This is a genomic window from Paracoccus sp. pheM1 (assembly GCF_018499825.1).
GTDB classification, from domain to species: Bacteria; Pseudomonadota; Alphaproteobacteria; order Rhodobacterales; family Rhodobacteraceae; genus Paracoccus; species Paracoccus versutus.
In genome coordinates, this window is the sequence record NZ_JAGXCX010000001.1 from 468,936 (window position 1) to 492,392 (window position 23,457).

Consider the following 23,457-nt stretch of genomic DNA (forward strand, 5'->3'; position numbering starts at 1 on the left):
GAATCGGCTGTGACTCATTATCGGCCCCAGCAAATCGGCAAACCAATAGCCGAAACCCGAGGCAGTGATGACCAAGCTTGACACCAAATCCCGCGCTGCGGCGCGAACGCTTCCGCTTAACCAGATTCTCGCCGGCGATTGCATCGAGATCATGAACGCGCTGCCCGAGGCCAGCGTCGACCTGATCTTTGCCGACCCGCCCTATAACCTGCAGCTGAAGGGCGAGCTGCACCGGCCGGACAATTCCCGCGTCGATGCGGTGGACGACCATTGGGACCAGTTTTCCGGTTTCGCCGCCTATGACCGCTTTACCCGCGACTGGCTGGCGGCGGCGCGGCGCATCCTCAAGCCCGACGGGGCGATCTGGGTCATCGGCTCGTATCACAACATCTTCCGCGTCGGGGCCGAATTGCAGAACCAGGGCTTCTGGATCCTGAACGACGTGGTCTGGCGCAAGGCCAACCCGATGCCGAATTTCCGCGGCAAGCGGCTGACCAATGCGCATGAGACGATGATCTGGGCCAGCAAGTCCGAGGGCGCGAAATACACCTTCAACTACGAGGCGCTGAAGTCGCTGAACGAGGGCGTGCAGATGCGTTCCGACTGGGTGCTGCCGATCTGCACCGGCGGCGAGCGGCTGAAGGACGCGGAGGGCGCCAAGGCGCATCCGACCCAGAAGCCCGAGGCGCTGCTGCACCGCATCCTGGTCGGGTCCACGAACCCCGGCGACGTGGTGCTGGACCCGTTCTTCGGCACCGGCACCACCGGCGCCGTGGCCAAGATGCTGGGCCGCGACTTCATCGGCATCGAGCGCGAGCAGGCCTATCGCGAGGTGGCCGAAAAGCGCCTTGCCCGCATCCGCAAGTTCGACAGCGAGGCCATCGCCACCATCAAGCCCAAGCGCGCCGAGCCGCGCGTGCCCTTCGGCCAGGTGGTCGAGCGCGGGATGCTGCGGCCGGGCGAGGAGCTTTATTCGCTCAACAACCGCCACAAGGCCAAGGTGCGCGCCGATGGCAGCCTGATCGGCAATGACGTGAAGGGCTCGATCCACCAGGTCGGCGCCGCGCTGGAAGGGGCGCCCAGTTGCAACGGCTGGACCTATTGGCATTTCCGGCGCGAGGGGCGGATGGTGCCCATCGACATCCTGCGCCAGCAGATCCGCGCCGAGATGGAGGCCGAGGAAGGCCGCGCCCACTGAGTTTTCCGCTTTCGCCAAGTCCCGAGGCTCCGCAAGCTCTGGTGCGGCCGGGACCGCCTTGCCCCGTCCTGCGGCATGCCGCCGGGCGGGGCCTTTTCAGCTTTGCCGGAACCGGCGGGGCGGCCTGCGCAGGCGGCGCTAGAGCGCCCCGCGCGGCATCGGCAGCTTGCCGCGGTTATAGGGCTGCCAATCGGTGATCTCGGGATAGAATTGCCGCCGCCAGGCCCGGACGCGGGGATTCATCCGCCGCCGCCACAGGGGCGGGACCATGGCCAGGAAGGTCATGGCCGGATAGCCCATCGGCAATTGCGGCGCCTCTTCCTCGCTATAGTTTTGCAGCAGCGGAAAGCGGCGGTCGGGCTTGTAGTGATGGTCGGAATGGCGTTGCAGGTTGATGAGCAGCCAGTTCGTCGCCGTGTGCGCGCTGTTCCAGCTGTGGCGCGGCAGCACATGTTCATAGCGGCCCTCGCCCAGATGCTTGCGGGTCAGCCCGTAATGTTCGACGTAATTGGTCAGTTCCAGCTGCCAGACGGCGACGAAGGCCTGCCAGAGGAACAGCAAGATCCCCTGCCAGCCGCCAAGCGCCGCCGCCAGGGCCAGCATCGCCAGTTGCAGCGCGCCATAGCGCCAGAACGGGTTGCGGCGGTCGAATTTCGACCGGCCGGCACGGGTCAGCCGCCGCGCCTCGGCCTGCCAGGCGCTTTTCGGGCATTCGGCCAGCACGCGCAGGAAGAAGCGGAAGAACCCTTCGTTGTAGCGGGCCGAAACCGCGTCGCGCGGCGTCGCCACCCAGGAATGATGCACCAGCAGGTGCTCGGTGCGGAAATGCGAATAAAGCGTCGAGGCCAGAAGCAGGTCGCCCATCCAGCGCTCCAGCCGGTTCTTCTGGTGGAGCAATTCATGGGAATAGACGATGCCGATGGTGCCCGATGCCACGCCGATGCCGAAGAACAGGCCGAGCCTTTCCCAGCCGGTCAGGCCGCTGCGGGCGGAATACCAGATCGCGCCGAAGATCATCGCCGCCTGGATCGGGAACCAGATCACGGTGATGGCGCGATACCAGAACAGCTGCGCCTCGGGTGTTTCGGTGTCGGGGTTTTCCTCGTTCAGGCCCAGGATCGCGTCCAGCATGGTCATCAGATACCAAGCGTAGAGCGGCATCAGCAGGAACCACCAGCCGCCGAAATATGCGGCGATGAGGAAAAGGGGAACCATGCCCAGCGAAAGCCAGAAGGGCAGGGCGTCGATCAGACGGGAACGAAAAGCGGTTTGCATGGGGGCAACGAAATAATCGGTCTTGATACGGGGCTTGAGCAGCCGGGAGAAATGCGTGTCACGCGGGGGACTGTGGCGGGTTTCGCCATGGCTTGCCACGGCGACCGGTTGTCGCAGACCCGGTTGCGGTTTCGGGGCGGGCAAGCGCCCAGGCCTTGCGCATCAGCCCTGGCAGGGCGGAAGGTCTGAACTCGCTGAACGGTGCCAGACTGCCGCGCTGCGGCGCCGCGGTCAAGGGGGCGGACATCACCGTCAGGTCCAGCGCGAAATGGGTGAAGACATGGCGGACGAGCCCGATCTCCTGCCAGTCCGCGGGCGCCGGGGGCGGCAGGTCCGAGCCGTCCCAGCCCGTCGAGGGAAAGGCCAGCGTGCCGCCCAGCAGGCCCCTGTCCGGCCGGGTCTCGACCAGGACCGCGCCCTCGGCAAAGCCGATCCATACGATGCCGCGGCGCAGGGGCTTGGCCTTCTTCGGCGCCTTGCGCGGCAGGTCCGCGGCGATGCCCTGCGCGCGGGCCGCGCAATGGGGGATGATCGGGCAGATGCCGCAGGCCGGGCTGCGGGGCGTGCAGATGGTCGCGCCCAGGTCCATCATGGCCTGGGCGAAATCGCCCGGCCGCCGGGGCGGGGTCAGGCGGGTGGCCAGCGCGACCAGTTCCGGCTTGGCGGCGGGCAGCGGGGTTTCGACCGCGAAAAGCCGTGCGACCACGCGCTCGACATTGCCGTCCACCACCGTCTCGGGCCGGTCGAAGGCGATGGCGGCGATGGCGGCCGAGGTATAGGCGCCGATGCCGGGCAGGGCCGCCAGCCCCTCGCGCGTGTCGGGGAATCCGCCCATGGCCGCGACCGCGCGGGCGCAGGCGACCAGGTTGCGGGCGCGGGCGTAATAGCCGAGCCCGGCCCATTCCGCCATGACCTGCGCGTCCTCGGCCGCGGCAAGGTCGTGGACCGTGGGCCAGAGGCTGGTGAAGCGCTGGAAATAGGACTTTACCGCGGCGACGGTGGTCTGTTGCAGCATGACCTCGGACAGCCAGACGCGATAGGGGTCGGCCGCGCCGCCGCCCGGCGGCATGCGCCATGGCAGCACGCGGGCGTGGCGGTCGTACCATGCCAGCAGCTCGGTCGGGATCACCCTGGGGTCACGCAATTTTCAGCCTCGTCTCTCTGGTATCCGGGCGCGCCGCGGTCCAGACTGCGCGCCAGATAAACCATATGGTCGCCCGATGGCCCAGAAGAAACCCGAAACCCAGCCCCGCCGCCGGATGCGCGGCTTCGAGGCCGCGGCCCAGCTGGTCGCGCATCGGGTCAAGGCGGTGGGCGAGGGCCGGGGCTTTGCCGCGACCCGGCTGCTGACCCATTGGCCCGAGGTGGTCGGCCCCGAGCTTGCCGCCCATACCCGCCCGGTCAGGATCAGCCATGGCAAGTCCATGGGCGCCACGCTGACGCTGCTGGTGCCGGGGGCGCAGGCGCCGCTGATCGGCATGCAGCTGGAACAGATCCGCGCGCGGGTGAACGCCTGCTACGGCTTCAACGCCGTCTCGCGCATCGTGCTGACCCAGACCGCGCCCGTCGGCTTTGCCGAAGGGGCCGATGCCCAAGGGGCGGAAGGCTTTGCCGAGGGGCAGGCCGCGTTCCTTGCCGCGCCGCGCCGCGCCGCCGCGCCGGGTCCGCAAGACCTCGCCCAGGCCGAGGCCATCGCCTCGGGCTTCGACAATCCCGCGCTGTCCGCCGCCATGCGGCGGCTGGCGCTGAACATCCTGTCCCGCCGGGACGCCAACGACCGAAAGGCCAATCCATGATGCTGCTTCGCCGCTCCCTGATCGCCGCCGCCACGGCCGCGCTGACCCTTTCCGCGCTGCCCGCGATGGCGCAAGAGGCGAAACCCGCCGAGAATGCCGCCGAGCCGGCGCCCGAGGGCAAGGTTCTGCCCGACATCGCGCTGGGCCAGGCCGACGCGCCGGTCACGATCATCGAATATGCCAGCTTCACCTGCAGCCATTGCGCGGTCTTTCATGACGAGAACCTGCCCAGGCTGAAGGCGGAATACATCGATACCGGCAAGGTGCGCTTCATCCAGCGCGACGTCTATTTCGATGCGGTCGGGCTTTGGGCCGGCATCCTTGCCCGCTGCGGCGGGGACGAGAAATACTATGCCGTCTCGGACCTGATCTTCGACGACCAGAAGAACTGGCTGAACGCGAAATCGGGCGACGAGATCGCGGCGAACCTGCGCAAGATCGGCGCCAAGGCCGGGATGACGACCGAGCAGATGGATGCCTGCTGGAACGACAAGCAGAAGGTCGCGGACCTGGTCGCCACCTTCCAGACCCATGCCACCGCCGACCAGGTCGAGGGCACGCCGACCTTCATCATCGCCGGCGAAAAGGTGCAAAACCAGCCCTGGGAAGAGCTGAAGAAGATCATCGACGCCAAGCTGGCCGAGAAAGGCTGAGCGATCTCCGGGCGGCGCGGCCGCGGGAGTATTTGGAGAACGGAGAAAGCGGAAGGCCCCGGACCCGTTTCGGGGCCTTTCACAATCCCAGCGCGGCCAGCCGGTCGGCAAGCGGCGCCGGGTCCTCCAGTTGCAGCCGCACCGGCAGGGCCAGCACCTTGGGCCGGAAGCCGCGCGGCAGCCGCACCGCGTCCTTTTCCGTCGTCACCAGCTGCGCGCCGATCAGCCGCGATTCGGTTTCCAGCCGGGTCAGCAGCTGCGGCGTGAAGGGCTGGTGGTCCTCCAGCGCCTCGGCGCGGGCCACCTCTGCGCCGAGGTCGCGCAGGGTGGCGAAGAATTTCTCGGGATGGCCGATGCCGGCAAAGGCCAGCACGCGCTGGCCCTGCCAGTCCATGCCGGTCTGCAGGGGCACAAGCCGGCCGGTCAGGTGCGGCAGGGACAGATGCGCCCCCCAGGCCGCGGCGAATTGCGCCTGGGCCGGGGCCTCGCCGATCGAAAGCAGCAGGTCGGCGCGGGCGAGGCCGCGTTCCACCGGCTCGCGCAGCGGCCCCGCGGGCAGGCAAAGCCCGTTGCCGAAGCCCTTGGCCGCATCGACCACCACCAGCGCCAGGTCATGCGCCAGCGCCGGGTCCTGGAAGCCGTCGTCGAGCAGGATCGCCTGCGCCCCGGCCTCGACCGCCGCCCTTGCGCCCGCCTGCCGGTCGTCCGCGACCCAGACCGGGGCGAAGGCGGCCATCAGCAGCGGCTCGTCGCCGACCTCGGCCGCCTTGTGGCGCGATTCCTCGACCCGCAGCGGTCCCTTTTCGCTGCCGCCATAGCCGCGCGAGACCACATGCACGGCGATGCCGCGGTCCTGCAAGAACTGGGCCAGCATGATGGCGGTGGGCGTCTTGCCAGTGCCGCCGGCGTTCAGGTTGCCGATGCAGATCACCGGCACCCCCGGCCGCGTGCGTGGCCCCCGCGCCAGGCGGCGGGCGGTGGCCGCGGCGTAAAGCGCGCCCAGCGGCGCCAGCAGCCGCGCCTTGAGCCCCGGCGGCCGGAACCAGAAATCGGGGGCGCGGCGGCTCATTGCGGGTTCTCCATGGCCTCGAGGACGGTATCGGCGATGCGGCCCAGGACGGCGGCGCCGCCGGTGCTGACCGACCAGGCGTTGCCGGCCAGCATCGCCGCCTGATCCGGCGCCGAGAGATCTGCGACCGCGCGCGTCAGCCCGGCCGCCTCGGTCACCAGCCGCGCGGCCGAGGCCCCGTCGAGCTGTGTCCATTCCGGGCCATGCGCCTCGGTAAGCGGGCCGTGGATGATGGCCGAGCCAAGCGCCGCCGGCTCGAACGGGTGGCGCGGCGCCAGGCCCGGACCGGGCAGAAGCGTGCCGCCCATGAAGCAGACCGGTGCCAGCCGATACCACAGGCCCATCTCCTGCGTGTCCTCGGCGATCAGCACGTGATCGTCGGGCGAGGGGTCTTCGTCGTCCGAGCGCAGCACGGCGGCCAGGCCAAGCGCCTCGACCTCGGCCCGGACCTGGGGGATCGTCTCGGCCGGCAGCCCGGCCAGGATCAGCAAGGCGCGGTGGTTGTGGTGCAGCGCGGCCTGGTGCGCGGCCAGCGCCGCCTTGGCCTCGGGCAGCGTGGGACAGGCCGCCAGCCAGATGTGGCGGCCGGCCAGGATCTGGGCCAGTGCGCGCCGCTCTGCCTCGTTGGCGGCCAAGGGCGGCCGTGTCTCGGTGATCGGGCCGGTCAGCTCGATCCGGCCGGGCGGGGCGCCCAATTGCCGGGCGGCGGCGGCGGCGGTCGGGTCGGGGGCGAGGATGCGGGCGATCTTGCCCATCAGCCCGCGATTGACCGCGCCGCGCCACGATCCGCGCCGGGCATGGGCCACGAGCCGCGCCTCGCACAGGATGACCGGCAGGTTCTGCTCGGCCGCGCCCGAGATCAGCGCGGCCGGAAGCTGGTCGCCCAGGACCAGCAGCGCCCGCGGCTGCAGCGCCCGGATCACCTCGCGCACCGCGGCCGGATCCTGCGGCCGGGGCAGGGTCACGGCGCGCAGCCCGGCAGGCAGGGTGTCCGGGGCCAAGGGCGCGCCGAGGAAGGCGAAGCGCAGCCCCGGCCGCCGGGCCAGCAGCGCCCTGACCAGCGCGCCCGGCTGCGGCGGCTCTTCGGCCTGTTCCGCCAGATGCACCATGACCAGCGGCCCCTCGCCCGGCGGGGCCTCGGGGAGTTCGACCGGGCCGCCGGCCAGCGCCGCGCGGCGGCGCAGGTGCAGCCAAAGCGCCAGGGACGCGGTTGCATCGGCGGGAAGCATCGCGATTCGCGGGGGCCTAGCTGCCCAGTTCCTCGGTCGGGCTGACCTCGCGCTCTTCGTCGCGCAGCCGGTGCAGGTGGGCGATGAAATAGCGGGTATGGGCGCTGTCCACGGTGCGTTGCGCCTCGGCCTTCCAGGCGGCATGGGCCTGGGCGTAGTCCGGGAAGATGCCGACGATATGGATGTCCCTGGTGTCGCGGAACTCGGTGCGGGTGGGATCGACAAGTTCACCACCGAAAACGAGGTGGAGGCGCTGTGCCATCATGTTCTCCTGGGTTCGGATTCCGGCGCGAACCTAGCCGAGCCGGGCGGGGGAACCAAGGCGATTTGTTTAAAATCGCGCGTGGTTGGCGTTTGCCGCGAAAGGGCCGCCGGGGTAGGGATGGCATGCGGTGCAAGCGGCACCCCCGGACAGGCCCGAGCGTGGTGGTAAGGGCCTTTCGGGCGGCAGGGAAAGGCGAACCGGTGCGCTTTTCCTTGCCCCTTTTCGAGGGCCAGGCGGCGACTGGTGCTGGCAAAGGGATATGCCGCCGGCAGGGGCCGGAAGGGATTGGTGGTGCGGATCAGGCTATAGGCCGCCGGACCATGGGGGGAAGGATATGCGGGAATATGGTGCGGGCGGCGGGACTCGAACCCGCACAGGCTTGCGCCCCAGGGAGTTTAAGTCCCATGCGTCTACCATTCCGCCACGCCCGCGCCGGGGAATTGGCTAGCGGGCGGGCGGGGGATTGGCAAGCCTCCGTCGCGACGGGGGCGCGGCGGGGGCCGCAGGTTGCGGGCTCAGAAGCTGCGGGTCGGCCGGTCGAAGACCTTGCGCCCCATCAGCGAGCCGACCAGGTCCACCATCAGCTTGGCGGTGCGGCCGCGTTCGTCCAGGAACGGGTTCAACTCGACCAGGTCGAGCGAGGTCATCAGCCCGCTTTCGTGCAGCAGTTCGCAGACCAGATGCGCCTCGCGGAAGGTGGCGCCGCCGGGGACGGTGGTGCCGACGGCCGGCGCGATCGAGGGGTCGAGGAAATCCACGTCCAGGCTGACATGCAGCATGCCGTTTTCGGCCCGGACCCGGTCCAGGAATTCGCGCAGGGGCGCAATGATGCCGCGTTCGTCCAGCACGCGCATGTCGTTCACGACGATCTCGGTCTCGCGCAGCGCGGCCAGCTCGGGGCCGTCCACGCTGCGGATGCCGAACATGCAGATGTTGCGGCCTGGGATCGGCGCGGGAAAGGCGGGGAAGGGTTCGAATCCCGGCCGCCCCGAGGCATAGGCCAGCGGCGTGCCGTGCAGGTTGCCCGAGCCCGTGGTCTCGATGGTGTGAAAATCGCTATGCGCGTCCAGCCACAGCACGAATTGCGGCCTCCCCGCCGCGCGGGCATGGGCCGCCACCCCGGCGAGCGTGCCAAGGGCCAGCGCGTGGTCGCCGCCCAGGAAGATCGGCATCCCCTCTTCCATCGCGGCGCAGCCGGCGGCGCGCAGCGCCTCGGTCCAGGCGACGATCTCGGGCAGGTGATGCACGGCGGGATTGGCGCAGGTCTGGCCGCGGCCGGCGGCGGGAAGAAGGTCGCCGCGATCCTCGACCGTGTGGCCCAGCTCGGCAAGCGTCGAGGCCAGCCCCGCCACGCGATAGGCGGCCGGGCCCATCAGACAGCCGGGCCGCCGCTGCCCCTCGTCCACCGGGGCGCCGATCAGGATGCAATGGGTCATGCGCGTTCCTTCCTGTCTCCTGCTTTTCGAAAAGAACATGCCCGGCCGTGGAAAGTCCACAGCCGGGCAGGCAGGTGTTTCGGGAAAAAGGGACGCCTAGAAGTTCGCCGTCAGGCCCAGCCAGAGGCGACGGCCTTCCTGGACGGTGTTGAACTCGGTCTCACGAACCTCTTCGTTGAAGACGTTGTAGACGGCCGCGTTGAGGGTGGCCATCTCGTTGATCCTGTAGTTCGCGCCGATGTCGACCGTGGTGTAGGGCGAATATTTGCGCCCCGTCTGGCCGTCGATCTCGACTTCGCGGCCGTTGCTGCCGATACGCAGGCCCGAGGCGATTTCCGAGCCGTGGTAATTGGCGGAAAGCCAGCTATCCAACCCTTCCACCGGGGTCATCCAGTCGAAACGCAGGCTGGCCATGTGTTCCGGCGTGCGCGCCAGCGGGAAGCCTGCAAATTCGCCGGTCTTCTGCTCGGACTTCGTGTAGGTATAGGAGGCGCGCGCCGACAGGGTCGGGGTGATGTCCCAATCGCCGGCCAGTTCCAGGCCGCTGATCTCGGCCTCATCGACGTTGAAGTTCTGGATAACGCGGCGGTAATACAGCCCGCCGTCGGTCCCGCGATACTGCGGTCCCCCAGTCCAGTATCCGTCTTCAATGCCGTTGGCCGGGTCGTTGTCGCCGACGCCCAGGCTTTTCTGCTGAAGCTTGTTGTCGAACTTCGTATGGAAGGCCGTGGCGCTCAGGGTGAAGGCGTCGGCTTCATAGACGGTGGACAGCTCGAAGTTCAGGGTTTCTTCCGGCTTCAGGTTCGGGTTGCCCAGGATGACGGCGCAGGAAGGCGGCGTGTTGCTGGCGCAGCCGGCGCCGCCGCTGGTATAGGCGTAACCTGGAATGATCGAACGCAGCTCGGGGGTCTTGTAGCCGGTCGAGATGCCGCCCTTGACGGTCAGGTTCTCGGTCGCGTTCCAGACCCCGTAGATACGGGGCGCGACATGGCCGCCATAGAATTCGTTGTCGGTATAGCGCAGCCCCAGCGTCAGGGCGAAATCGTCGCGCAGGCGCCACTCGTCCTCGACATAAAGCGACCATTCGTCGCCTTGGAACTTCTCGTCACGGGGTTCCGCGCCCGGAGCCACGGCGCCGGGGTTCTGGTCGGTGATCTCGGTGCGCATGAACTGGCCGCCGATGGTCAGCCGGTGTTCGCCGTTCCAGGACAGGGTCCGGGTCGCCTTGCCGTCCAGGACCGAATTGCGCACTTCCGGCGAACGCAGGTTCTCGACGAAATCGGTGCCGGCCGCGGTCCTGCTGTAGGAAGTGCGTTCGCCGGTTTCCTGCGAGAAGCTGAGTTCGGTATCCAGATCCGCGTAGCTGCCCTTGTGGGTCAGCGACCAGTGGTCGCGGTCATGGTCGCGATAACCCAGGTCGCCATAATCTTCGCTGGTGATCTGGGTGCGGCCGGCCTCCAGCAGCACCTGGTTCTGGTCATCCGCATGCCAGGTCAGCCGCGCGCCCAAGTCGTAATCGTCCGATCCGCCGGGGCCACCCGAAATCGACGAGGCGTCCTGGTCGAACTTGCGGCCCCAGACTTGCAGGCCCAGCACGTCGGCGACCAGCGGGCCCGAGGCGTAGAACGAGGTCTGCCGGCTGTTTTCGAAGCCTTCCTCGTCCTGGAGAACCGTCTCGACCGAGACCGAGCCGGTCCAAGTGTCGGCGACCGGCTTGGTGATGATATTAATCACACCGCCCATGGCGTCCGAGCCGTAAAGCGAGGACATCGGCCCGCGCACGACCTCGATCCGGTCGATGGCAGCGATCGGCGGGATGAAGCTTTGCTCATAGCCGGCATTGCCATTGGTCCGCGAATCGCGGGTGCTTTGCCGCTTTCCGTCCACCAGGATCAGGGTGTATTGCCCCGGCAGGCCACGGATGAAGATGTCGGATTCGTTCGCGGTTCCGGTGGTGACGACGCCCTGCACCTCTTTCAGCGCATCGGTCAGGCTGGTGAAATTGCCCTTTTGCAGTTCCTCGGCGGTGATGACCGAGATGCTGGCGGGCGCTTCCTTGATGTTCTGCTCGAAACCGGCTGCGGTGATGACGATGTTGTCCAGCACGACGACATCGGCGTTTTCCTCTTGCGCCAGGGCCAGGGCAGGGGCGCAAAGCGCCGTCAGCGACAGCAGCGCTGCGCGCAGGCTGCGATTGGCTCGCAGCCGGGCAGGGGAGTTCGTTTGATAGGACGGCATCGTCACCTCTCGACAACAGGAACGGTTTTTTGCCTGGGCCGAGAGGGCAAGGGGGATCGCCATGACCTGGGTAAACTGCGGGCGATTAACCAGCCGCCATACCACGGGACAAGACGTCAGCCCGCCCGTGGAAAGGTTTGTGGCATGAATGCAACAAGCCTACGGCATTTTGTCGCAGGCCGTCGGGGTGATTTCAGCCGCGGATGCCCTTGAAGCGGTCCTGCCATTCGTCGCGGCTTTCGTCGCTGATCTTGGCGAACAGCACCTCGGGCACGGTGAAGGCGTGGCCGGCGGGCAGGGCCTCGAGCGCGGCGCGGACATCGTCCGGCCAGGTGCGGTCCTGGGTCCGCATCGCCGCCAGCATCGCATCGGCCGCAAAGGGGATGAAGGGCGCCGACAGCACCGCGTAAAGCCGGATCAGGTTCAGCCCCAGCCGCACCTGCATCGCCGCGCGGTCGGGGTCGGTCTTGAAGGTCGACCAGGGCGCCGCCGATTGCAGGTATTCGTTGCCCAGAACCCAGATCGCCCGCAGCTCGGCCGCCGACTTGCGGACCTCGACATGGTCCATGAAGCCTTCATAGGCGCGGACGCGGGCGGTCAGCGCCTCGACCAGCGCCTCTTCCTCGGGGCCGTAGCTGCCGCCCTCGGGGATGGTCTCGCCGAATTTCGAGCGGCAGAACTTGGTGATGCGGCTGACGAAATTGCCCAGCACGTCGGCCAGATCCTTGTTCACCGACTGCTGGAAATTCTCCCAGGTGAACTCGCTGTCGCCCGATTCGGGGGCGTGGGACAGAAGCCACCAGCGCCAGTAGTCGGCGGGCAGGATCGACAGCGCCTGGTCCATGAACACGCCGCGCCCCTGCGAGGTGCTGAACTGGCCGCCGTCATAGGTCAGGTAGTTGAAGCTTTTGATGTAATCGACCAGCTTCCAGGGCTCGCCCGAGCCGATGATCGTGGCCGGGAAGGACAGGGTGTGGAAGGGCACGTTGTCCTTGCCCATGAACTGGGTATAGGTCACGTCCCCGGCGCCCTCGTCCAGACGCCACCAGCGGCGCCAGGCGCTGTCGGGCTGGCCGCGCTTGTCGGCGCCCTCGGCGGTGGCGGCGATGTATTCGATGGGCGCGTCGAACCAGACGTAGAAGACCTTGCCCTCCATCCCCGGCCAGGGCTTGTCGCCCTTTTTCACCGGGATGCCCCAGTCGAGGTCGCGGGTGATGCCGCGGTCCTGCAGGCCGTCGCCGTCGTTCAGCCATTTCTTGGCGATCGAGGTGGTCAGGATCGGCCAGTCGGTCTTGCTGTCGATCCAGGTCGCGATCTGGTCCTTCAGCGCGCGCTGGCGCAGGTAGAGGTGCTTGGTCGCCCGCACCTCCAGGTTGGTCGAGCCGGAAATGGCCGAGCGCGGCTCGATCAGGTCGGTCGGGTCCAGCTGCTTGGTGCAGTTCTCGCACTGGTCGCCGCGGGCCTTGTCATAGCCGCAGTTGGGGCAGGTGCCCTCGATATAGCGGTCGGGCAGGAAGCGGCCGTCGTCGATGGAATAGACCTGCCGCTCCTCGACCTCGGCGATATAGCCGTTCTCGTCCAGCTTGCCGGCGAAATGCTGGGTCAGCACGTGGTTGCGTTCCGAGGACGAGCGGCCGAAATGGTCGAAGGACAGGCCGAAGTTGCGCGCGATCTCGGCCTGGATCTCGTGCATCTCGGCGCAATAGACGGCGACGGGCTTGCCGGCCTTGGCGGCGGCAAGTTCGGCCGGGGTGCCGTGTTCGTCGGTGGCGCAGATGAACATCACCTCGTGGTCGCGGCCCCGCAGGTAGCGGGCATAGAGATCCGCCGGAAGCTGCGAGCCGACGAGATTGCCGAGGTGCTTGATCCCGTTGATGTAAGGGATCGCCGAGGTGATGAGATGCCGCGCCATGATCCGGTCCTGTTGTTCTCTGGCGCTTCTTTATCCAGCACCGGCGGCGAAGGCCAGCGGTTCGCACGGTTTTCGCCGCGGGCCGGGCCGCGGGGTCAGCAGGAGGCGTCCCGGCAGGCCAGCGCCTTGCGGATGACATCGGGCACGCTGGCGCTGAGCGGCAGGCGGCCGGCCAGGATGTCGCCCACCGCCACCCAGCGCGCGTCCAGCGCATCGTCCGCCGCCACCGGCTCGCCCGCGACATGGTCGCACAGCACTGCCGCCAGCAGGAAGTGAAAGCGCAGCGCGCCATCCGCGCCGCGCTCGATCACGTCGATATTGTCCAGATAGGCACGCGGCCGGCCGGTGACGCCGGTTTCCTCGGCCAGCTCGCGCACGGCGGCGTCAAGCGCGGTCTCGCCCGGCTCGACATGGCCGCCGGGAAAGCCCCAGAGCCCGGCGTCGGGCGGGTTGCGGCGGCGCACCAGCAGCGCGCGGGCCGCATCGCCGCAGCCGTCCAGCGTGACGGCCAGCGCGGCGAGCCGGGGGAAATCGGGCACCTCAGCGACGACGGTCGCGGCGCGAACTCATCGGCTGGAAGGCCACGCCGACATGCGCCTCGCAATAGGGCTTGCCGGGCATCGAGGGCAGGCCGCAGAACCAGAACTTGTCGGTCGCCGGGTCGCCGATCGGCCATTTGCAGGTGCGCTCGGTCAGCTCCATCAGCGTCAGCTTGCGGGCGCGCTTCTCGACCTCGCGGACCGAGGCCAGCGCTTCGGGGCTGATCTCGTTGGCCGAGGGTTGCGGCGGCAGCGGCTGGCCGGCCGGCACGATGGGCCGGCGGTTGAAGCTGGCCGGCTGCGGCGCGGGTTCGGGTGCCGGCTCGGGCGCAGGGGCGGCCGCCGCGGCCGGCTTGGGCTGGGGCGCTGGTGCCGGCTCGGGCGCGGCGGGCCGCGGGTCAGGCGCGGGGGCGGGCTTGGCGGCAACGGGTTCGGGCGCTGGGTCCGCGCCCTCTTCGGCGCGATTCGACAGGCCCAGGCGGTGGACCTTGCCGATCACCGCGTTGCGGGTCACGCCGCCCAACTCCTTGGCGATCTGGCTGGCCGACTGGCCTTCGGCCCACATGCGTTTCAACGTCTCGACGCGCTCGTCGGTCCAGGACATGGCTTGCCTTTCCTGCACCGGGATGCGTCCCGGCGCTCTTCGTGCTAGTGGCTTCAATTCCGCAAGACCCGGCCTTAAATCCGGGGATAGCCAGATTTACCCATCCGAGCCCGCAAATTCAAGGAGCCCCGATGCAGCCGATCCAGTCCCGCCCCGGATTTCGCCAGATGGGCGTGCGCCGCTTTGGCCGGGTGAACTGGCTGGGCCTATACACGCTCAGCCGGCGCGAGATCATGCGCTTCCTCAGCGTCTGGCAGCAGACCATCTTCGCGCCGCTGATGACCTCGGCGCTGTTCGTGATCGTCTTTGCGCTGGCGCTGGGGCAAAACCGGGGCGAGGTGATGGGCCTGCCCTACCTGGCCTTCCTGGGGCCCGGCATCCTGATGATGACGGTGATCCAGAACGCCTTCGCCAATACCTCGTCCAGCATCATCTCGGCCAAGATGCAGGGCAATATCGTCGATACGCTGATGCCGCCCCTGTCGGCGGGCGAGATCCTGGCAGGCTACCTGACCGGGGCGGTGACGCGGGCGCTGATCGTCGCCGCCGCCATCGCCACCGGCATGGCGCTGGTCCTGGGGCAGGGGGTGGCGCATCCCTTCTGGGCGCTGGCCTTCGTGGTGCTGGGCGCGCTGCTGATGGGCGGGCTGGGGCTGCTGGCCGCGATCGTGGCGCAGAAATTCGACCAGATGGCGGTCATCACCAATTTCATCGTCACGCCGCTGTCGTTCCTGTCGGGCACCTTCTATTCGGTCGAGGCGCTGCCCCAGCCGTTCCGGGCGCTGGCGCATTGGAACCCGATCTTCTACCTGATCGACGGCGCGCGCTACGGCATCGCCGGGGTTTCCGACGCGCCGGTGCTGCGCGGGCTGGCGGTCTGCGGGCTGGCCGTGGCGCTGGTGCTGTTCACCGCCTGGCGCTGGCTGGCCTCGGGCTATCGCATGAAGCCCTGAAATCCCCGTTGCACGGGGGCCGCTTCCGCGCTATGCGAACGGGCATGATCGCTCGGACCGCCCATATCGCCCGTCCCCGACGTTGACGCTTTCGACGTCCGATCCCGCCTGCCTTTCCGTCAGCCATGGTGCCGCCGCGCGGCCGTTCCCAGAGAGGGTAACTCCATGATTTCGCATGTCCTGCCGACCTATAACCGTGCCCCCATCGCCTTCGAGCGGGGCGAGGGCTCCTGGGCCATCGCGACGGACGGGACGCGATACCTGGACCTGGGCGCGGGCATCGCGGTGAATGCGCTGGGCCATGCCAATCCCGACCTGGTCGCCGCGCTGACCGAACAGGCGGGCCGGATCTGGCATGTCTCGAACCTCTACCAGATCCCCGAGCAGGAAAGGCTCGCCGATTTGCTGGTCGAGCATACCTTTGCCGACACCGCCTTCATCACCAACTCCGGCACCGAGGCCGCGGAACTGGCGATCAAGATGGTGCGCAAGTATTGGAGCGAGCAGGGCGACCCCGACCGCTACGAGATCCTGACCTTCGAGGGCGCTTTCCATGGCCGTTCGACCGGCGCCATCGCGGCGGCGGGTTCGGAAAAGATGGTCAAGGGTTTCGGCCCGCTGATGCCCGGTTTCCGGCAATTGCCCTGGGGCGACATGGAGGCGCTGAAGGCCGCCATCTCGGACCGCACCGCCGCCGTCATGCTGGAGCCGGTGCAGGGCGAGGGCGGCATCCGTCCGCTGCCCGACGCCGACCTGGCAGCGATCCGCGCGCTTTGCGACCAGACCGGCGCGCTGCTGGTGCTGGACGAGGTGCAATCGGGCATGGGCCGCACCGGCAAGCTGTTCGCGCATGAATATGCCGGCATCACCCCCGACATCATGATGATCGCCAAGGGCATCGGCGGCGGCTTCCCGCTGGGCGCGGTGGTGGCGACCGAAAAGGCGGCTGCCGGCATGGTGGCGGGCACGCATGGCTCGACCTATGGCGGCAACCCCCTGGCCTGCGCGGTGGGCGCCAAGGTGATGGAGATCATCGCCCAGCCCGAATTCCTGGCCGAGGTGAACCGCAAGGCCGCGCTTTTCCGGCAGAAGCTGGAGGGGCTGGTGGCGGCGCATCCCGAGGTCTTCGAAACGGTGCGCGGCCAGGGGCTGATGCTGGGCCTGAAATGCAAGGTCGCGCCGGGCGATCTGGTCAATGCTGGCTATGCCGAGCGCATCCTGACCGTGGCCGCGGCCGACAACACCCTGCGCCTGCTGCCCCCGCTGACCATCAGCGACGCGGAGATCGCCGAGGCGGTCGCCCGGCTGGACCGGGCCGCCGGCAGGCTGGATGGATAGGTTCGGCTTCCGGCCGGTCACGCGCGCCGACCTGCCCATGCTGGCGGATTGGCTGCGCCAACCCGAGGTCGCGCGCTGGTGGCGCGGGGCCGAGGCGGAGCTGGCCGGGATCGCGGAGGATCTGGACGAGCCGGCGATGCGGCAGGTCATCGCGCTTTGCGACGGCGCGCCCATCGCCTATGCCCAGTATTACCCGGCGCATCACTGGGGCGCGCCGCATTTCGCCGGCCTGCCCGGCGATGCGCTGGCGATCGACTGCTTTTCCGGCCCCCGGGGGTTCGGCCACGGCGGGCTCTGGCTGCGCGCCCTGTCCGATGCATTGTTAGCCGAGGCGCCGGTCCTGGTCATCGACCCCGAGCCGGGAAACCTGCGCGCGATCCGCGCCTATGAAAAGGCCGGCTTCCGCGGCGAGGAACTGCGCCCTTCGGAAGACGGAACCCTGGCGCGCATCATGACGCGGCACCGATGAGGAGAGGTCGATTTCCGCCACGACGCGGGGCCTTTGGCCTTGACCTCCCCCAGGCAAAGCGGCTTGCTTGCCAGATCAATCCGAAAGACAGTCACAAATGAACAGTTTCCTCGACATCCATACCACCGACAAGGCAGACCTGCGCGGCATGATCGACGCTGCGCGCCGGATGAAGGATGCGCGCAACGGCCAGCCCAAGGGTGCGCCCGACGCCGATTTGCCGCTCAGGAACCGCATGGTGGCGCTGATCTTCGAAAAGCCCTCGACCCGGACCCGCGTCAGCTTCGACCTGGGCGTGCGGCAGATGGGCGGGCAGACCATGGTGCTCTCGGGCAGCGAGATGCAGCTGGGCCACGGCGAGACCATCGCCGACACCGCGCGGGTGCTGTCGCGCTATGTGGACCTGATCATGATCCGCACCTTCGAAGAGGCGACGCTGCTGGAGATGGCGGAATATGCCAGCGTCCCGGTGATCAACGGGCTGACGAACCGCACCCATCCCTGCCAGATCATGGCCGACGTGATGACTTTCGAGGAACATCGCGGCCCCATCGCCGGCAGGAAAGTGGTCTGGTCGGGCGACGGCAACAATGTCTGCTGCTCGCTGATCCATGCCGCCGGGCAGTTCGGCTATGACTTCACCTTTACCGGCCCGCCGACGCTGGACCCCGAGCGCGAGGCGCTGGACTTCGCCCGCGCCCAGGGCGTGCAGGCGGTGATCGAGCGCGACCCGGCCAAGGCGGTCGAGGGCGCCGACCTGGTGGTGACGGATACCTGGGTGTCGATGCACGACCCGCAATCGGCGCGCGAGCGGCGGCACAACCAGTTGCGTCCCTACCAGGTGAACGAGGCGCTGATGGCGTGCGCCAAGCCCGATGCGCTGTTCATGCATTGCCTGCCCGCGCATCGCGACGACGAGGCGACGAGCGCGGTGATGGACGGCCCGAACTCGGTCATCTTCGACGAGGCCGAGAACCGGCTGCATGCGCAAAAGGCCGTCATGCGCTGGTGCCTGGGGCTTTGATCCGTCCGCCCGAACGTCCGCGCCCTTCGGAGCATGGACCCTTTGCAGCGGGGGCCTGGGGCGCGGGATGGCGGGCCAGCTTCCTGGATGCATCAGCATTTTATGCAGGCGGACGAGTTTCCCAAACAGGTGCTGGGGAATTCCGCGTTGACCGTGCATATCCGTCCGCGCCCGCCGGATGCGCTGAAACGCTGGTTCGAGCACTCCTGAGCGATGTCCGAAATCACGGCCATCTCCTGCTGGAGCAGCGCTGCGACCGCGACGACGCGCTGATAGCTGATCTCGTCGGCTATCTCGAATCCGCCCCTGCCGATGCGCGCCTTCTTCCATGAGCAGATGGGGATCGACCCCATCCCGACGCCGACGAGGCTCACGCGACCTATCCCTCCTGACTGCCCTCGATCACGCGGGACGGGGCGCTGACCGGGCATTACGGCCATATCGGCGGCCACGACCGGAAGATTCGAGCCTTCCTGTTCCGATAGCATGAGGATGCCGAGGCTTGTCTCTTCGCGCTGGTGCGTGCCGAGGAGCGCAAGCGCGAGGGCTACGGCCGCCGCGGGTCGGACTTCCTGCGCCTGACGAAGCAGGCGAGGTGATCCGGTTCATCGCTATCGAAGCTGAGTCGGCGACATGATCGCCGGAAGCGTCGGAAGGCGTCCTGCCCATGGGAAGATGCGGTGCAAGCGCGCAGGGGCGGGCAACTGGCTGCATGCCATCGTATGCCATATGTGTGGTGTATTTATGCAGTTATCTTCAGTATGACGACAATATGTAGCGTTTCCTTCGATCTGCCCATGCGAGCGGATGGGTGCGGATCAACAGGAAAGTCGGGCTTCGTGCAACTCAAGGCCGACTTGCCGGCGCGTTAACTATCGTTATGCGCATGCATGGGTTCCGAGGAGATGTGTAATGGTTAAAGGGCGTGTCGGTCGCTCTCAAGGAGCGAATCAACGCCAAGTTTGTCCCCGGAACCGGCGATCGGCAAGCAGAGGTTGAACTGCCTCTGAAGATGGTGGTTCTCGGCGACTTCACAGCGCGGCCCGACGAAACCGGGCTTGAAGAGCGCAAGGCGGTTTCGATCGACAAGAATTTCCTCTCCAGCGTGATGGCCGAAATGAATCTCCCAGATCGTGCGATCGCGAAGCTCCGGGTGCGGATGCGACCTGGCCCATGCAACACAGCGATCCTCGCGCCAGGCATTGAGTTCGGCATGGCTCTTGGACTTCGGTCGAGGCACGAAGAACCGCCGCCGGACAACGCCGACCTGGTTCTCGACCTGTCCCTGCGCCAGCGGGCTCGAACCGATGGCGCCACGCAGGCGCAGTCCCAGCCAGAGGCCGGGGTGCAGGGCCATTCATTGAGGCGCCATTGGTTCAAGCCCAAGGGACGGCGGCTCGACCAGGTAGTGCCCGCACATCTGCCGGAGTGAGCCTGTGAACGCCAGCGGTTCGAGAGAACAGGCGAACGCGATTGCAGGCGCGGTCGCGGCCGATGAAGATCGTATCCACCGCCGTCTTCATGTTGTCGTAGATCCCACGAACGCAGGCCCCGAAGAAGACTCCCGGCAGATCTGCTTGATCGTCTTCTGCTCCTGGAAATCCGCCCGACGGATCTTCGCAACTCTCTCCACAACCAGCATCCCGCACTGTGCCCCCGATGACTACGGGGGCATCATGACCATCAGTGTAAAGGGGGGGCTGTTTGGCAAGCCGATCACCCCCGTTACGGGGGCAGTTGGCCATGCCGGCTTACACACCGCCGGGAAACGCTTTGGCGACACCTGCATCTCGGGCCGGAAGTCTGGCGGCAAGCCCGTCAAACACGATAAGCGACGCTGCAGACGCCGAAACAGGATCGAGAGATCCCGTTTCGGCAGACTCGAGGACTGGCGACGGGTCGTCACCCGTTATGACCGCTGCCCGAAGGTTTCCCTCTTCGCCCTAGCCTTCGCCGCGACCATGATCTTCTGGACCTGACCCGAGAACCTGTCCTGACCCTAGGCCTGGGGATCGACTGTGGCGTTCAGCTTGGCCGTTTTGATCAGCCTGCAGGCGATGGCAGCGGCCTTTAAGCGTCCGCCCCCATCTCCTTACCGCTCGGATGAGAAGTTCGCCTTGAGATAGGCCAGGATCAGCGCCTTGGTTTCCGGCTCGGGCTCGACCATGCCCTGCGCCTCGACCATCCAGCGCCACAGCTCGTCCCAGCGGTGGTCGGTGACGCGCTGCTGCTTGATGATCTCGGTCGAATGGCAGGCGACGCATTGGTAATAGGTCTCCTCGGCGCCCGCGCCGTCGGGCAGGCCGCCGAATTCCTCGTTCCCCGCCCGCGCCTCGCCCGCATCCGCCTTGGCACGGATCGCCGTCATCGGGTCGAGCGGGTTCGCGCCGGCGGGCCGGCCCGCCAGCGCCTGCATCGGGTCAAGCCTGGCCTCGGCCACGGCCAGCCCGGCGCCAAGCACCAGCACGGCCAGGGTCGCAGCCACGGTCGTCAGAATAATGCGCATCGCCATCACCCCTCACCCGACCGCGACCAGCGCGATGCGGTGCTGGATGTTGTTGGCATAGCCGCGCGGGTTCCAGACCGGCGACAGCGGCGGCTGGCCGATGCCGTCCTGGTCGGTGGCCCGCGCCCAGACCTCGTAATAGCCATGCTGCGGCAGGGTCAGCGTCGCGCGCCAGCGCTGCCAGGCAAAGCGGTTCGCCGCCGGCTCCAGTTCCGCGTCCTGCCAGGTCTGGCCGAAATCCAGCGAGACATGCACCGCGGCCACGTCGCCCTTGCCGCACCAGGCATGGCCGCGGACCTCGACCGCCTCGCCCGCCTTCACCTCGGCGCCGGTCTGCGGGAAGGTGACGATGGACTTCACCGGCATCTCGGTCAGCACCACCATGTCCTCCTCGGGCACCTCGGTGCCGGGGGCGACCGGATAGGCCGGGATGCGATAGGAATCGCCGGTCATCTTGGCGCCGTCATGTTCCCTGTCGCGGACCCGGATGCGGTCGAGGTATTTCTGCGAGGCCGAGGCCGGATAGCCCGGCACCACCAGCCGCAGCGGAAAGCCGTGCAGCGCCGGCAAGGGTTCGCCGTTCATCGCCCAGGCGATGACCGCGTCCTCCTCCAGCGCCTTTTCGATCGGCACCCCGCGCGAGATCACCTCCTTCTCCTCGTCGCCGCTCAGATGCACGTCGTTGCCGTAATGCCCGGTATAGACGGCGCTTTCCTTGACGCCCGCCGCCTTCAGCACGTCGGCCAGCCGCACGCCGGTCCATTCCGGGCAGCCGACCGCGCCGACGGTCCATTGGTTGCCCGAGGTTCCGGGCTGGAAGAAGGCCCGGCCGTTGCCGCCGCATTCGATCACCAGCCGGCGGGTGACGGTCTCGAAGCGCGACTTCAGATCGTCGATGGTCAGCTCCAGCGGGGTCTCGACCTCGCCGTCCACGGTCAGCACCCAGCCCTCGGCATCCTGGTCCAGCGCCGTCTGCGGCACGAGGCCGTTCATGCGGATGAACAGCCGCTCATAGGGGGTGACGTCGTCGTCCAGCAGATGCGCCGGGGTCTCCGCGTTCAGCGGCCGGTCGCCCAGCACGATGAGCCCCTGCTTGCCGGCCATCAGGTCCAGGCCGGTATCCTGGGCCAGGGCGGCGGGCACGAAGCCGGCGGGCAGGTTGCGCTCGAACGGGACGGCCATGCCCAGCATGGCGCCAAGCGCGGACAGCCCCGTCGTTTTCAGAAAGCGGCGCCGCGATCCGCTCGGGGCCTCGGCATCCTGCGGGATCGAGGTGGAATCGGTTCTATCGGACATGGGTTTCCTCCGTGGCTTGGTGCGCTTTGCGCGCAACCGGCTGTCCGCAAGGCCCTCCTCCAGGACGCGCCTTGCAACTTCATTTCGGGAAAGCATTGCCCATCGGCAAAGCCATAACAACAGCAACTCGTTGTGTTTATTAGAATATATCGGAGACACCTGAGGGCATCGAGCTGCATCGCCGCCACCAACAGCGAGATCGCCCGCTCACTCGATCATGGGCAGGAGCTGGTCGATGGATTTCTTGGCGTCGCCGTAGAACATGCGGGTGTTTTCCTTGTAGAACAGCGGGTTCTCGATGCCCGAATAGCCGGTGCCCTGGCCGCGCTTGGAGACGAACACCTGCTTGGCCTTCCACACCTCCAGCACCGGCATGCCCGCGATCGGCGAGTTCGGATCCTCCTGCGCCGCCGGGTTCACGATGTCGTTCGAGCCGATCACGATCGCCACGTCGGTCGAGGGGAAATCCTCGTTGATCTCGTCCATCTCCAGCACGATGTCGTAGGGCACCTTGGCCTCGGCCAGAAGCACGTTCATGTGCCCCGGCAGGCGCCCCGCCACCGGGTGGATGGCAAAGCGCACGTTCTTGCCGCGCGCCCGCAGCTTGCGCGTCAGCTCGCTGACCGATTGCTGCGCCTGCGCCACCGCCATGCCGTAGCCCGGCACGATGACGATCTCGTCCGCCTCGTTCAGCGCCGCCGCCACGCCGTCGGCGTCGATCGCCACCTGCTCGCCCTCGATCTCCATCGCCGGGCCCGCCTCGCCGCCGAAGCCGCCCAGGATCACGCTGACGAAGTTGCGGTTCATCGCCTTGCACATGATGTAGCTCAGGATCGCACCCGAGGAGCCGACCAGCGCGCCCACCACGATCAGGAGGTCGTTGCCCAGGGTGAAGCCGATCGCCGCCGCCGCCCAGCCGGAATAGCTGTTCAGCATCGACACCACCACCGGCATGTCGGCGCCGCCGATGCCCATGATCAGGTGATAGCCGATGAAGAAGGCCAGAAGCGTGATCAGCACCAGCCACAGCACCGGCGCCCCGGCAGTGCAGTAAAGGATCACCGACAAGAGCGACAGCGCCGCCGCAGCCGCGTTCAGCATGTGCCCGCCCGGCAGCTTGCGGGGCTTGCCGTCGATCTTGCCGGCGAGCTTGCCGAAGGCCACGATCGAGCCGGTGAAGGTCACCGCGCCGATGAAGATCCCCAGCGCCACCTCGACCTTGAGCATGGCGATCTCGGCCGGGGTCTTGTGCGCCAGCACGGCGGCGAAGCCGTGGAACTCGGCCGCCGCGTCGGCGGCGCGGGCGCGCAGCACCCGCGAGAGCTCGAACTGGGCGTTGAAGCCGATCAGCACCGCGGCCAGGCCGACCAGGCTGTGCATGGCCGCGACCAGCTGCGGCATCTCGGTCATCTGCACCCGCTTGGCCACGACCCAGCCGATGGCGCCGCCGATGGCCAGCATGACCAGCGTCAGCCCCCAGTTGCCGTAGCCCGGCCCGATCAGCGTCGCGACCACCGCCAGCGCCATGGCCGCGATGCCGTACCAGACCGCGCGCTTGGCGCTTTCCTGGCCGGAAAGCCCGCCCAGGGACAGGATGAACAGCACGGCCGCGACCACATAGGCGGCGGTGGTGAATCCGTATTCCATGCGCCCTCTC

At 67.8% G+C, this 23,457-nt stretch carries 21 protein-coding genes, 1 tRNA gene and 3 pseudogenes; 9 read left to right on the plus strand and 16 right to left on the minus strand.

Annotated features, from left to right (window positions below; all coding sequences use genetic code 11):
• Nucleotides 1–67 precede the first annotated feature (67 nt).
• On the plus strand, nucleotides 68–1,198 hold the full coding sequence (locus KF941_RS02400) for a site-specific DNA-methyltransferase (protein WP_072463664.1): 1,131 nt from the start codon (nucleotides 68–70) through the stop codon (nucleotides 1,196–1,198).
• A 138-nt stretch (nucleotides 1,199–1,336) separates the two neighbouring features.
• Here KF941_RS02400 and KF941_RS02405 read toward each other — a convergent pair whose 3' ends face one another.
• Together KF941_RS02405 and KF941_RS02410 are read right to left on the minus strand one after the other, a co-directional pair.
• Complete coding sequence (locus KF941_RS02405) at nucleotides 1,337–2,473, minus strand: alkane 1-monooxygenase (RefSeq protein ID WP_072463673.1); 1,137 nt, start codon at nucleotides 2,471–2,473, stop codon at nucleotides 1,337–1,339.
• Nucleotides 2,474–2,531: 58 nt separating this feature from the next.
• The gene (locus KF941_RS02410; RefSeq protein ID WP_214273628.1) at nucleotides 2,532–3,542 is read right to left on the minus strand and encodes an A/G-specific adenine glycosylase; all 1,011 of its coding nucleotides are present in this window, start codon (nucleotides 3,540–3,542) and stop codon (nucleotides 2,532–2,534) included.
• Nucleotides 3,543–3,693: 151 nt separating this feature from the next.
• On the opposite strand from KF941_RS02410, the gene KF941_RS02415 reads away from it, so the two are divergent.
• Both KF941_RS02415 and KF941_RS02420 read left to right on the plus strand, forming a co-directional pair.
• Nucleotides 3,694–4,269, plus strand: a complete 576-nt coding sequence (locus KF941_RS02415) for a DciA family protein (protein WP_036760800.1) — start codon at nucleotides 3,694–3,696, stop codon at nucleotides 4,267–4,269.
• Nucleotides 4,266–4,922 (plus strand): DsbA family protein, encoded by a 657-nt coding sequence (locus tag KF941_RS02420; protein ID WP_214272451.1) that lies wholly within the window; start codon nucleotides 4,266–4,268, stop codon nucleotides 4,920–4,922. Before KF941_RS02415 ends, KF941_RS02420 begins: the two co-directional genes overlap by 4 nt.
• Before the next feature lie 79 nt (nucleotides 4,923–5,001).
• On the opposite strand, the gene lpxK is transcribed toward KF941_RS02420, so the two are convergent.
• The 9 genes from lpxK to KF941_RS02465 form a co-directional block, all read right to left on the minus strand.
• Nucleotides 5,002–5,991 carry a tetraacyldisaccharide 4'-kinase gene (gene lpxK, locus KF941_RS02425; protein ID WP_214272452.1) on the minus strand — a complete coding sequence of 330 codons (990 nt, stop codon included), beginning with the start codon at nucleotides 5,989–5,991 and terminating at the stop codon, nucleotides 5,002–5,004.
• Complete coding sequence (locus KF941_RS02430; protein ID WP_116222191.1) at nucleotides 5,988–7,220, minus strand: glycosyltransferase N-terminal domain-containing protein; 1,233 nt, start codon at nucleotides 7,218–7,220, stop codon at nucleotides 5,988–5,990. The genes lpxK and KF941_RS02430 overlap by 4 nt, the downstream gene beginning before the upstream one ends.
• Nucleotides 7,221–7,236: 16 nt before the next feature.
• Nucleotides 7,237–7,482: a DUF4170 domain-containing protein gene (locus KF941_RS02435; RefSeq protein ID WP_036760816.1), complete on the minus strand. Its 246-nt coding sequence runs from the start codon at nucleotides 7,480–7,482 to the stop codon at nucleotides 7,237–7,239.
• A gap of 348 nt (nucleotides 7,483–7,830) precedes the next feature.
• A tRNA-Leu gene (locus KF941_RS02440) sits at nucleotides 7,831–7,916 on the minus strand.
• A gap of 84 nt (nucleotides 7,917–8,000) precedes the next feature.
• Nucleotides 8,001–8,921, minus strand: a complete 921-nt coding sequence (gene rocF, locus KF941_RS02445) for an arginase (RefSeq protein ID WP_214272453.1) — start codon at nucleotides 8,919–8,921, stop codon at nucleotides 8,001–8,003.
• A gap of 96 nt (nucleotides 8,922–9,017) precedes the next feature.
• Nucleotides 9,018–11,159 carry a TonB-dependent receptor gene (locus tag KF941_RS02450; RefSeq protein WP_214272454.1) on the minus strand — a complete coding sequence of 714 codons (2,142 nt, stop codon included), beginning with the start codon at nucleotides 11,157–11,159 and terminating at the stop codon, nucleotides 9,018–9,020.
• Nucleotides 11,160–11,352: 193 nt separating this feature from the next.
• Entirely contained in the window at nucleotides 11,353–13,071 is a 1,719-nt protein-coding gene (metG, locus tag KF941_RS02455) for a methionine--tRNA ligase (protein ID WP_036760756.1), read from the minus strand.
• 95 nt (nucleotides 13,072–13,166) lie between these two features.
• Nucleotides 13,167–13,610, minus strand: coding sequence for an NUDIX hydrolase (locus tag KF941_RS02460; RefSeq protein ID WP_036760754.1), 444 nt, complete (start codon nucleotides 13,608–13,610; stop codon nucleotides 13,167–13,169).
• A gap of 1 nt (nucleotide 13,611) precedes the next feature.
• The gene (locus tag KF941_RS02465) at nucleotides 13,612–14,214 is read right to left on the minus strand and encodes a GcrA family cell cycle regulator (protein ID WP_214272455.1); all 603 of its coding nucleotides are present in this window, start codon (nucleotides 14,212–14,214) and stop codon (nucleotides 13,612–13,614) included.
• 131 nt (nucleotides 14,215–14,345) lie between these two features.
• On the opposite strand from KF941_RS02465, the gene KF941_RS02470 reads away from it, so the two are divergent.
• From KF941_RS02470 to argF, 4 genes are all read left to right on the plus strand, one after another.
• Complete coding sequence (locus KF941_RS02470) at nucleotides 14,346–15,167, plus strand: ABC transporter permease (RefSeq protein ID WP_072463669.1); 822 nt, start codon at nucleotides 14,346–14,348, stop codon at nucleotides 15,165–15,167.
• Between the two features lie 165 nt (nucleotides 15,168–15,332).
• Nucleotides 15,333–16,505: an aspartate aminotransferase family protein gene (locus KF941_RS02475; RefSeq protein ID WP_214272456.1), complete on the plus strand. Its 1,173-nt coding sequence runs from the start codon at nucleotides 15,333–15,335 to the stop codon at nucleotides 16,503–16,505.
• A complete protein-coding gene (locus KF941_RS02480; protein ID WP_214272457.1) occupies nucleotides 16,498–16,974 on the plus strand; it encodes a GNAT family N-acetyltransferase in 477 nt (158 codons plus the stop codon). The genes KF941_RS02475 and KF941_RS02480 overlap by 8 nt, the downstream gene beginning before the upstream one ends.
• A 97-nt stretch (nucleotides 16,975–17,071) precedes the next feature.
• Complete coding sequence (argF, locus tag KF941_RS02485) at nucleotides 17,072–17,998, plus strand: ornithine carbamoyltransferase (protein WP_036760744.1); 927 nt, start codon at nucleotides 17,072–17,074, stop codon at nucleotides 17,996–17,998.
• A 92-nt stretch (nucleotides 17,999–18,090) separates the two neighbouring features.
• Here argF and KF941_RS02490 read toward each other — a convergent pair whose 3' ends face one another.
• Nucleotides 18,091–18,372 (minus strand): hypothetical protein, encoded by a 282-nt coding sequence (locus KF941_RS02490; protein WP_214272458.1) that lies wholly within the window; start codon nucleotides 18,370–18,372, stop codon nucleotides 18,091–18,093.
• A gap of 551 nt (nucleotides 18,373–18,923) precedes the next feature.
• Between KF941_RS02490 and KF941_RS28485 the strand changes: the two are divergent.
• A pseudogene (locus tag KF941_RS28485) lies at nucleotides 18,924–19,064 on the plus strand (type VI secretion system contractile sheath small subunit); the annotation flags it as partial.
• Between the two features lie 54 nt (nucleotides 19,065–19,118).
• Here KF941_RS28485 and KF941_RS27775 read toward each other — a convergent pair.
• A pseudogene (locus KF941_RS27775) lies at nucleotides 19,119–19,557 on the minus strand (hypothetical protein); the annotation flags it as partial.
• 225 nt (nucleotides 19,558–19,782) lie between these two features.
• On the opposite strand from KF941_RS27775, the pseudogene KF941_RS02500 reads away from it, so the two are divergent.
• Nucleotides 19,783–19,977: pseudogene (locus KF941_RS02500) on the plus strand (IS5/IS1182 family transposase); the annotation flags it as partial.
• A 113-nt stretch (nucleotides 19,978–20,090) separates the two neighbouring features.
• On the opposite strand, the gene KF941_RS02505 reads toward KF941_RS02500, so the two are convergent.
• The 3 genes from KF941_RS02505 to KF941_RS02515 form a co-directional block, all read right to left on the minus strand.
• Entirely contained in the window at nucleotides 20,091–20,504 is a 414-nt protein-coding gene (locus tag KF941_RS02505; protein ID WP_116222450.1) for a cytochrome C-552, read from the minus strand.
• 12 nt (nucleotides 20,505–20,516) lie between these two features.
• Nucleotides 20,517–21,800 (minus strand): sulfite oxidase, encoded by a 1,284-nt coding sequence (locus tag KF941_RS02510; RefSeq protein WP_114536160.1) that lies wholly within the window; start codon nucleotides 21,798–21,800, stop codon nucleotides 20,517–20,519.
• 207 nt (nucleotides 21,801–22,007) lie between these two features.
• Nucleotides 22,008–23,447, minus strand: coding sequence for an NAD(P)(+) transhydrogenase (Re/Si-specific) subunit beta (locus tag KF941_RS02515; protein WP_114536335.1), 1,440 nt, complete (start codon nucleotides 23,445–23,447; stop codon nucleotides 22,008–22,010).
• Nucleotides 23,448–23,457: the final 10 nt, after the last annotated feature.

Excerpts from the sequence above, each read along its gene's own strand:
- KF941_RS02400 (WP_072463664.1), top strand. The coding sequence starts at position 68 with ATGACCAAGCTTGACACCAAATCCCGCGCTGCGGCGCGAACGCTTCCG.
- KF941_RS02405 (WP_072463673.1), bottom strand. The coding sequence starts at position 2,473 with ATGCAAACCGCTTTTCGTTCCCGTCTGATCGACGCCCTGCCCTTCTGG.
- KF941_RS02410 (WP_214273628.1), bottom strand. The coding sequence starts at position 3,542 with ATGCCGCCGGGCGGCGGCGCGGCCGACCCCTATCGCGTCTGGCTGTCC.
- KF941_RS02415 (WP_036760800.1), top strand. The coding sequence starts at position 3,694 with ATGGCCCAGAAGAAACCCGAAACCCAGCCCCGCCGCCGGATGCGCGGC.
- KF941_RS02420 (WP_214272451.1), top strand. The coding sequence starts at position 4,266 with ATGATGCTGCTTCGCCGCTCCCTGATCGCCGCCGCCACGGCCGCGCTG.
- lpxK (WP_214272452.1), bottom strand. The coding sequence starts at position 5,991 with ATGAGCCGCCGCGCCCCCGATTTCTGGTTCCGGCCGCCGGGGCTCAAG.
- KF941_RS02430 (WP_116222191.1), bottom strand. The coding sequence starts at position 7,220 with ATGCTTCCCGCCGATGCAACCGCGTCCCTGGCGCTTTGGCTGCACCTG.
- KF941_RS02435 (WP_036760816.1), bottom strand. The coding sequence starts at position 7,482 with ATGGCACAGCGCCTCCACCTCGTTTTCGGTGGTGAACTTGTCGATCCC.
- rocF (WP_214272453.1), bottom strand. The coding sequence starts at position 8,921 with ATGACCCATTGCATCCTGATCGGCGCCCCGGTGGACGAGGGGCAGCGG.
- KF941_RS02450 (WP_214272454.1), bottom strand. The coding sequence starts at position 11,159 with ATGCCGTCCTATCAAACGAACTCCCCTGCCCGGCTGCGAGCCAATCGC.
- metG (WP_036760756.1), bottom strand. The coding sequence starts at position 13,071 with ATGGCGCGGCATCTCATCACCTCGGCGATCCCTTACATCAACGGGATC.
- KF941_RS02465 (WP_214272455.1), bottom strand. The coding sequence starts at position 14,214 with ATGTCCTGGACCGACGAGCGCGTCGAGACGTTGAAACGCATGTGGGCC.
- KF941_RS02470 (WP_072463669.1), top strand. The coding sequence starts at position 14,346 with ATGCAGCCGATCCAGTCCCGCCCCGGATTTCGCCAGATGGGCGTGCGC.
- KF941_RS02475 (WP_214272456.1), top strand. The coding sequence starts at position 15,333 with ATGATTTCGCATGTCCTGCCGACCTATAACCGTGCCCCCATCGCCTTC.
- KF941_RS02480 (WP_214272457.1), top strand. The coding sequence starts at position 16,498 with ATGGATAGGTTCGGCTTCCGGCCGGTCACGCGCGCCGACCTGCCCATG.
- argF (WP_036760744.1), top strand. The coding sequence starts at position 17,072 with ATGAACAGTTTCCTCGACATCCATACCACCGACAAGGCAGACCTGCGC.
- KF941_RS02505 (WP_116222450.1), bottom strand. The coding sequence starts at position 20,504 with ATGCGCATTATTCTGACGACCGTGGCTGCGACCCTGGCCGTGCTGGTG.
- KF941_RS02510 (WP_114536160.1), bottom strand. The coding sequence starts at position 21,800 with ATGTCCGATAGAACCGATTCCACCTCGATCCCGCAGGATGCCGAGGCC.
- KF941_RS02515 (WP_114536335.1), bottom strand. The coding sequence starts at position 23,447 with ATGGAATACGGATTCACCACCGCCGCCTATGTGGTCGCGGCCGTGCTG.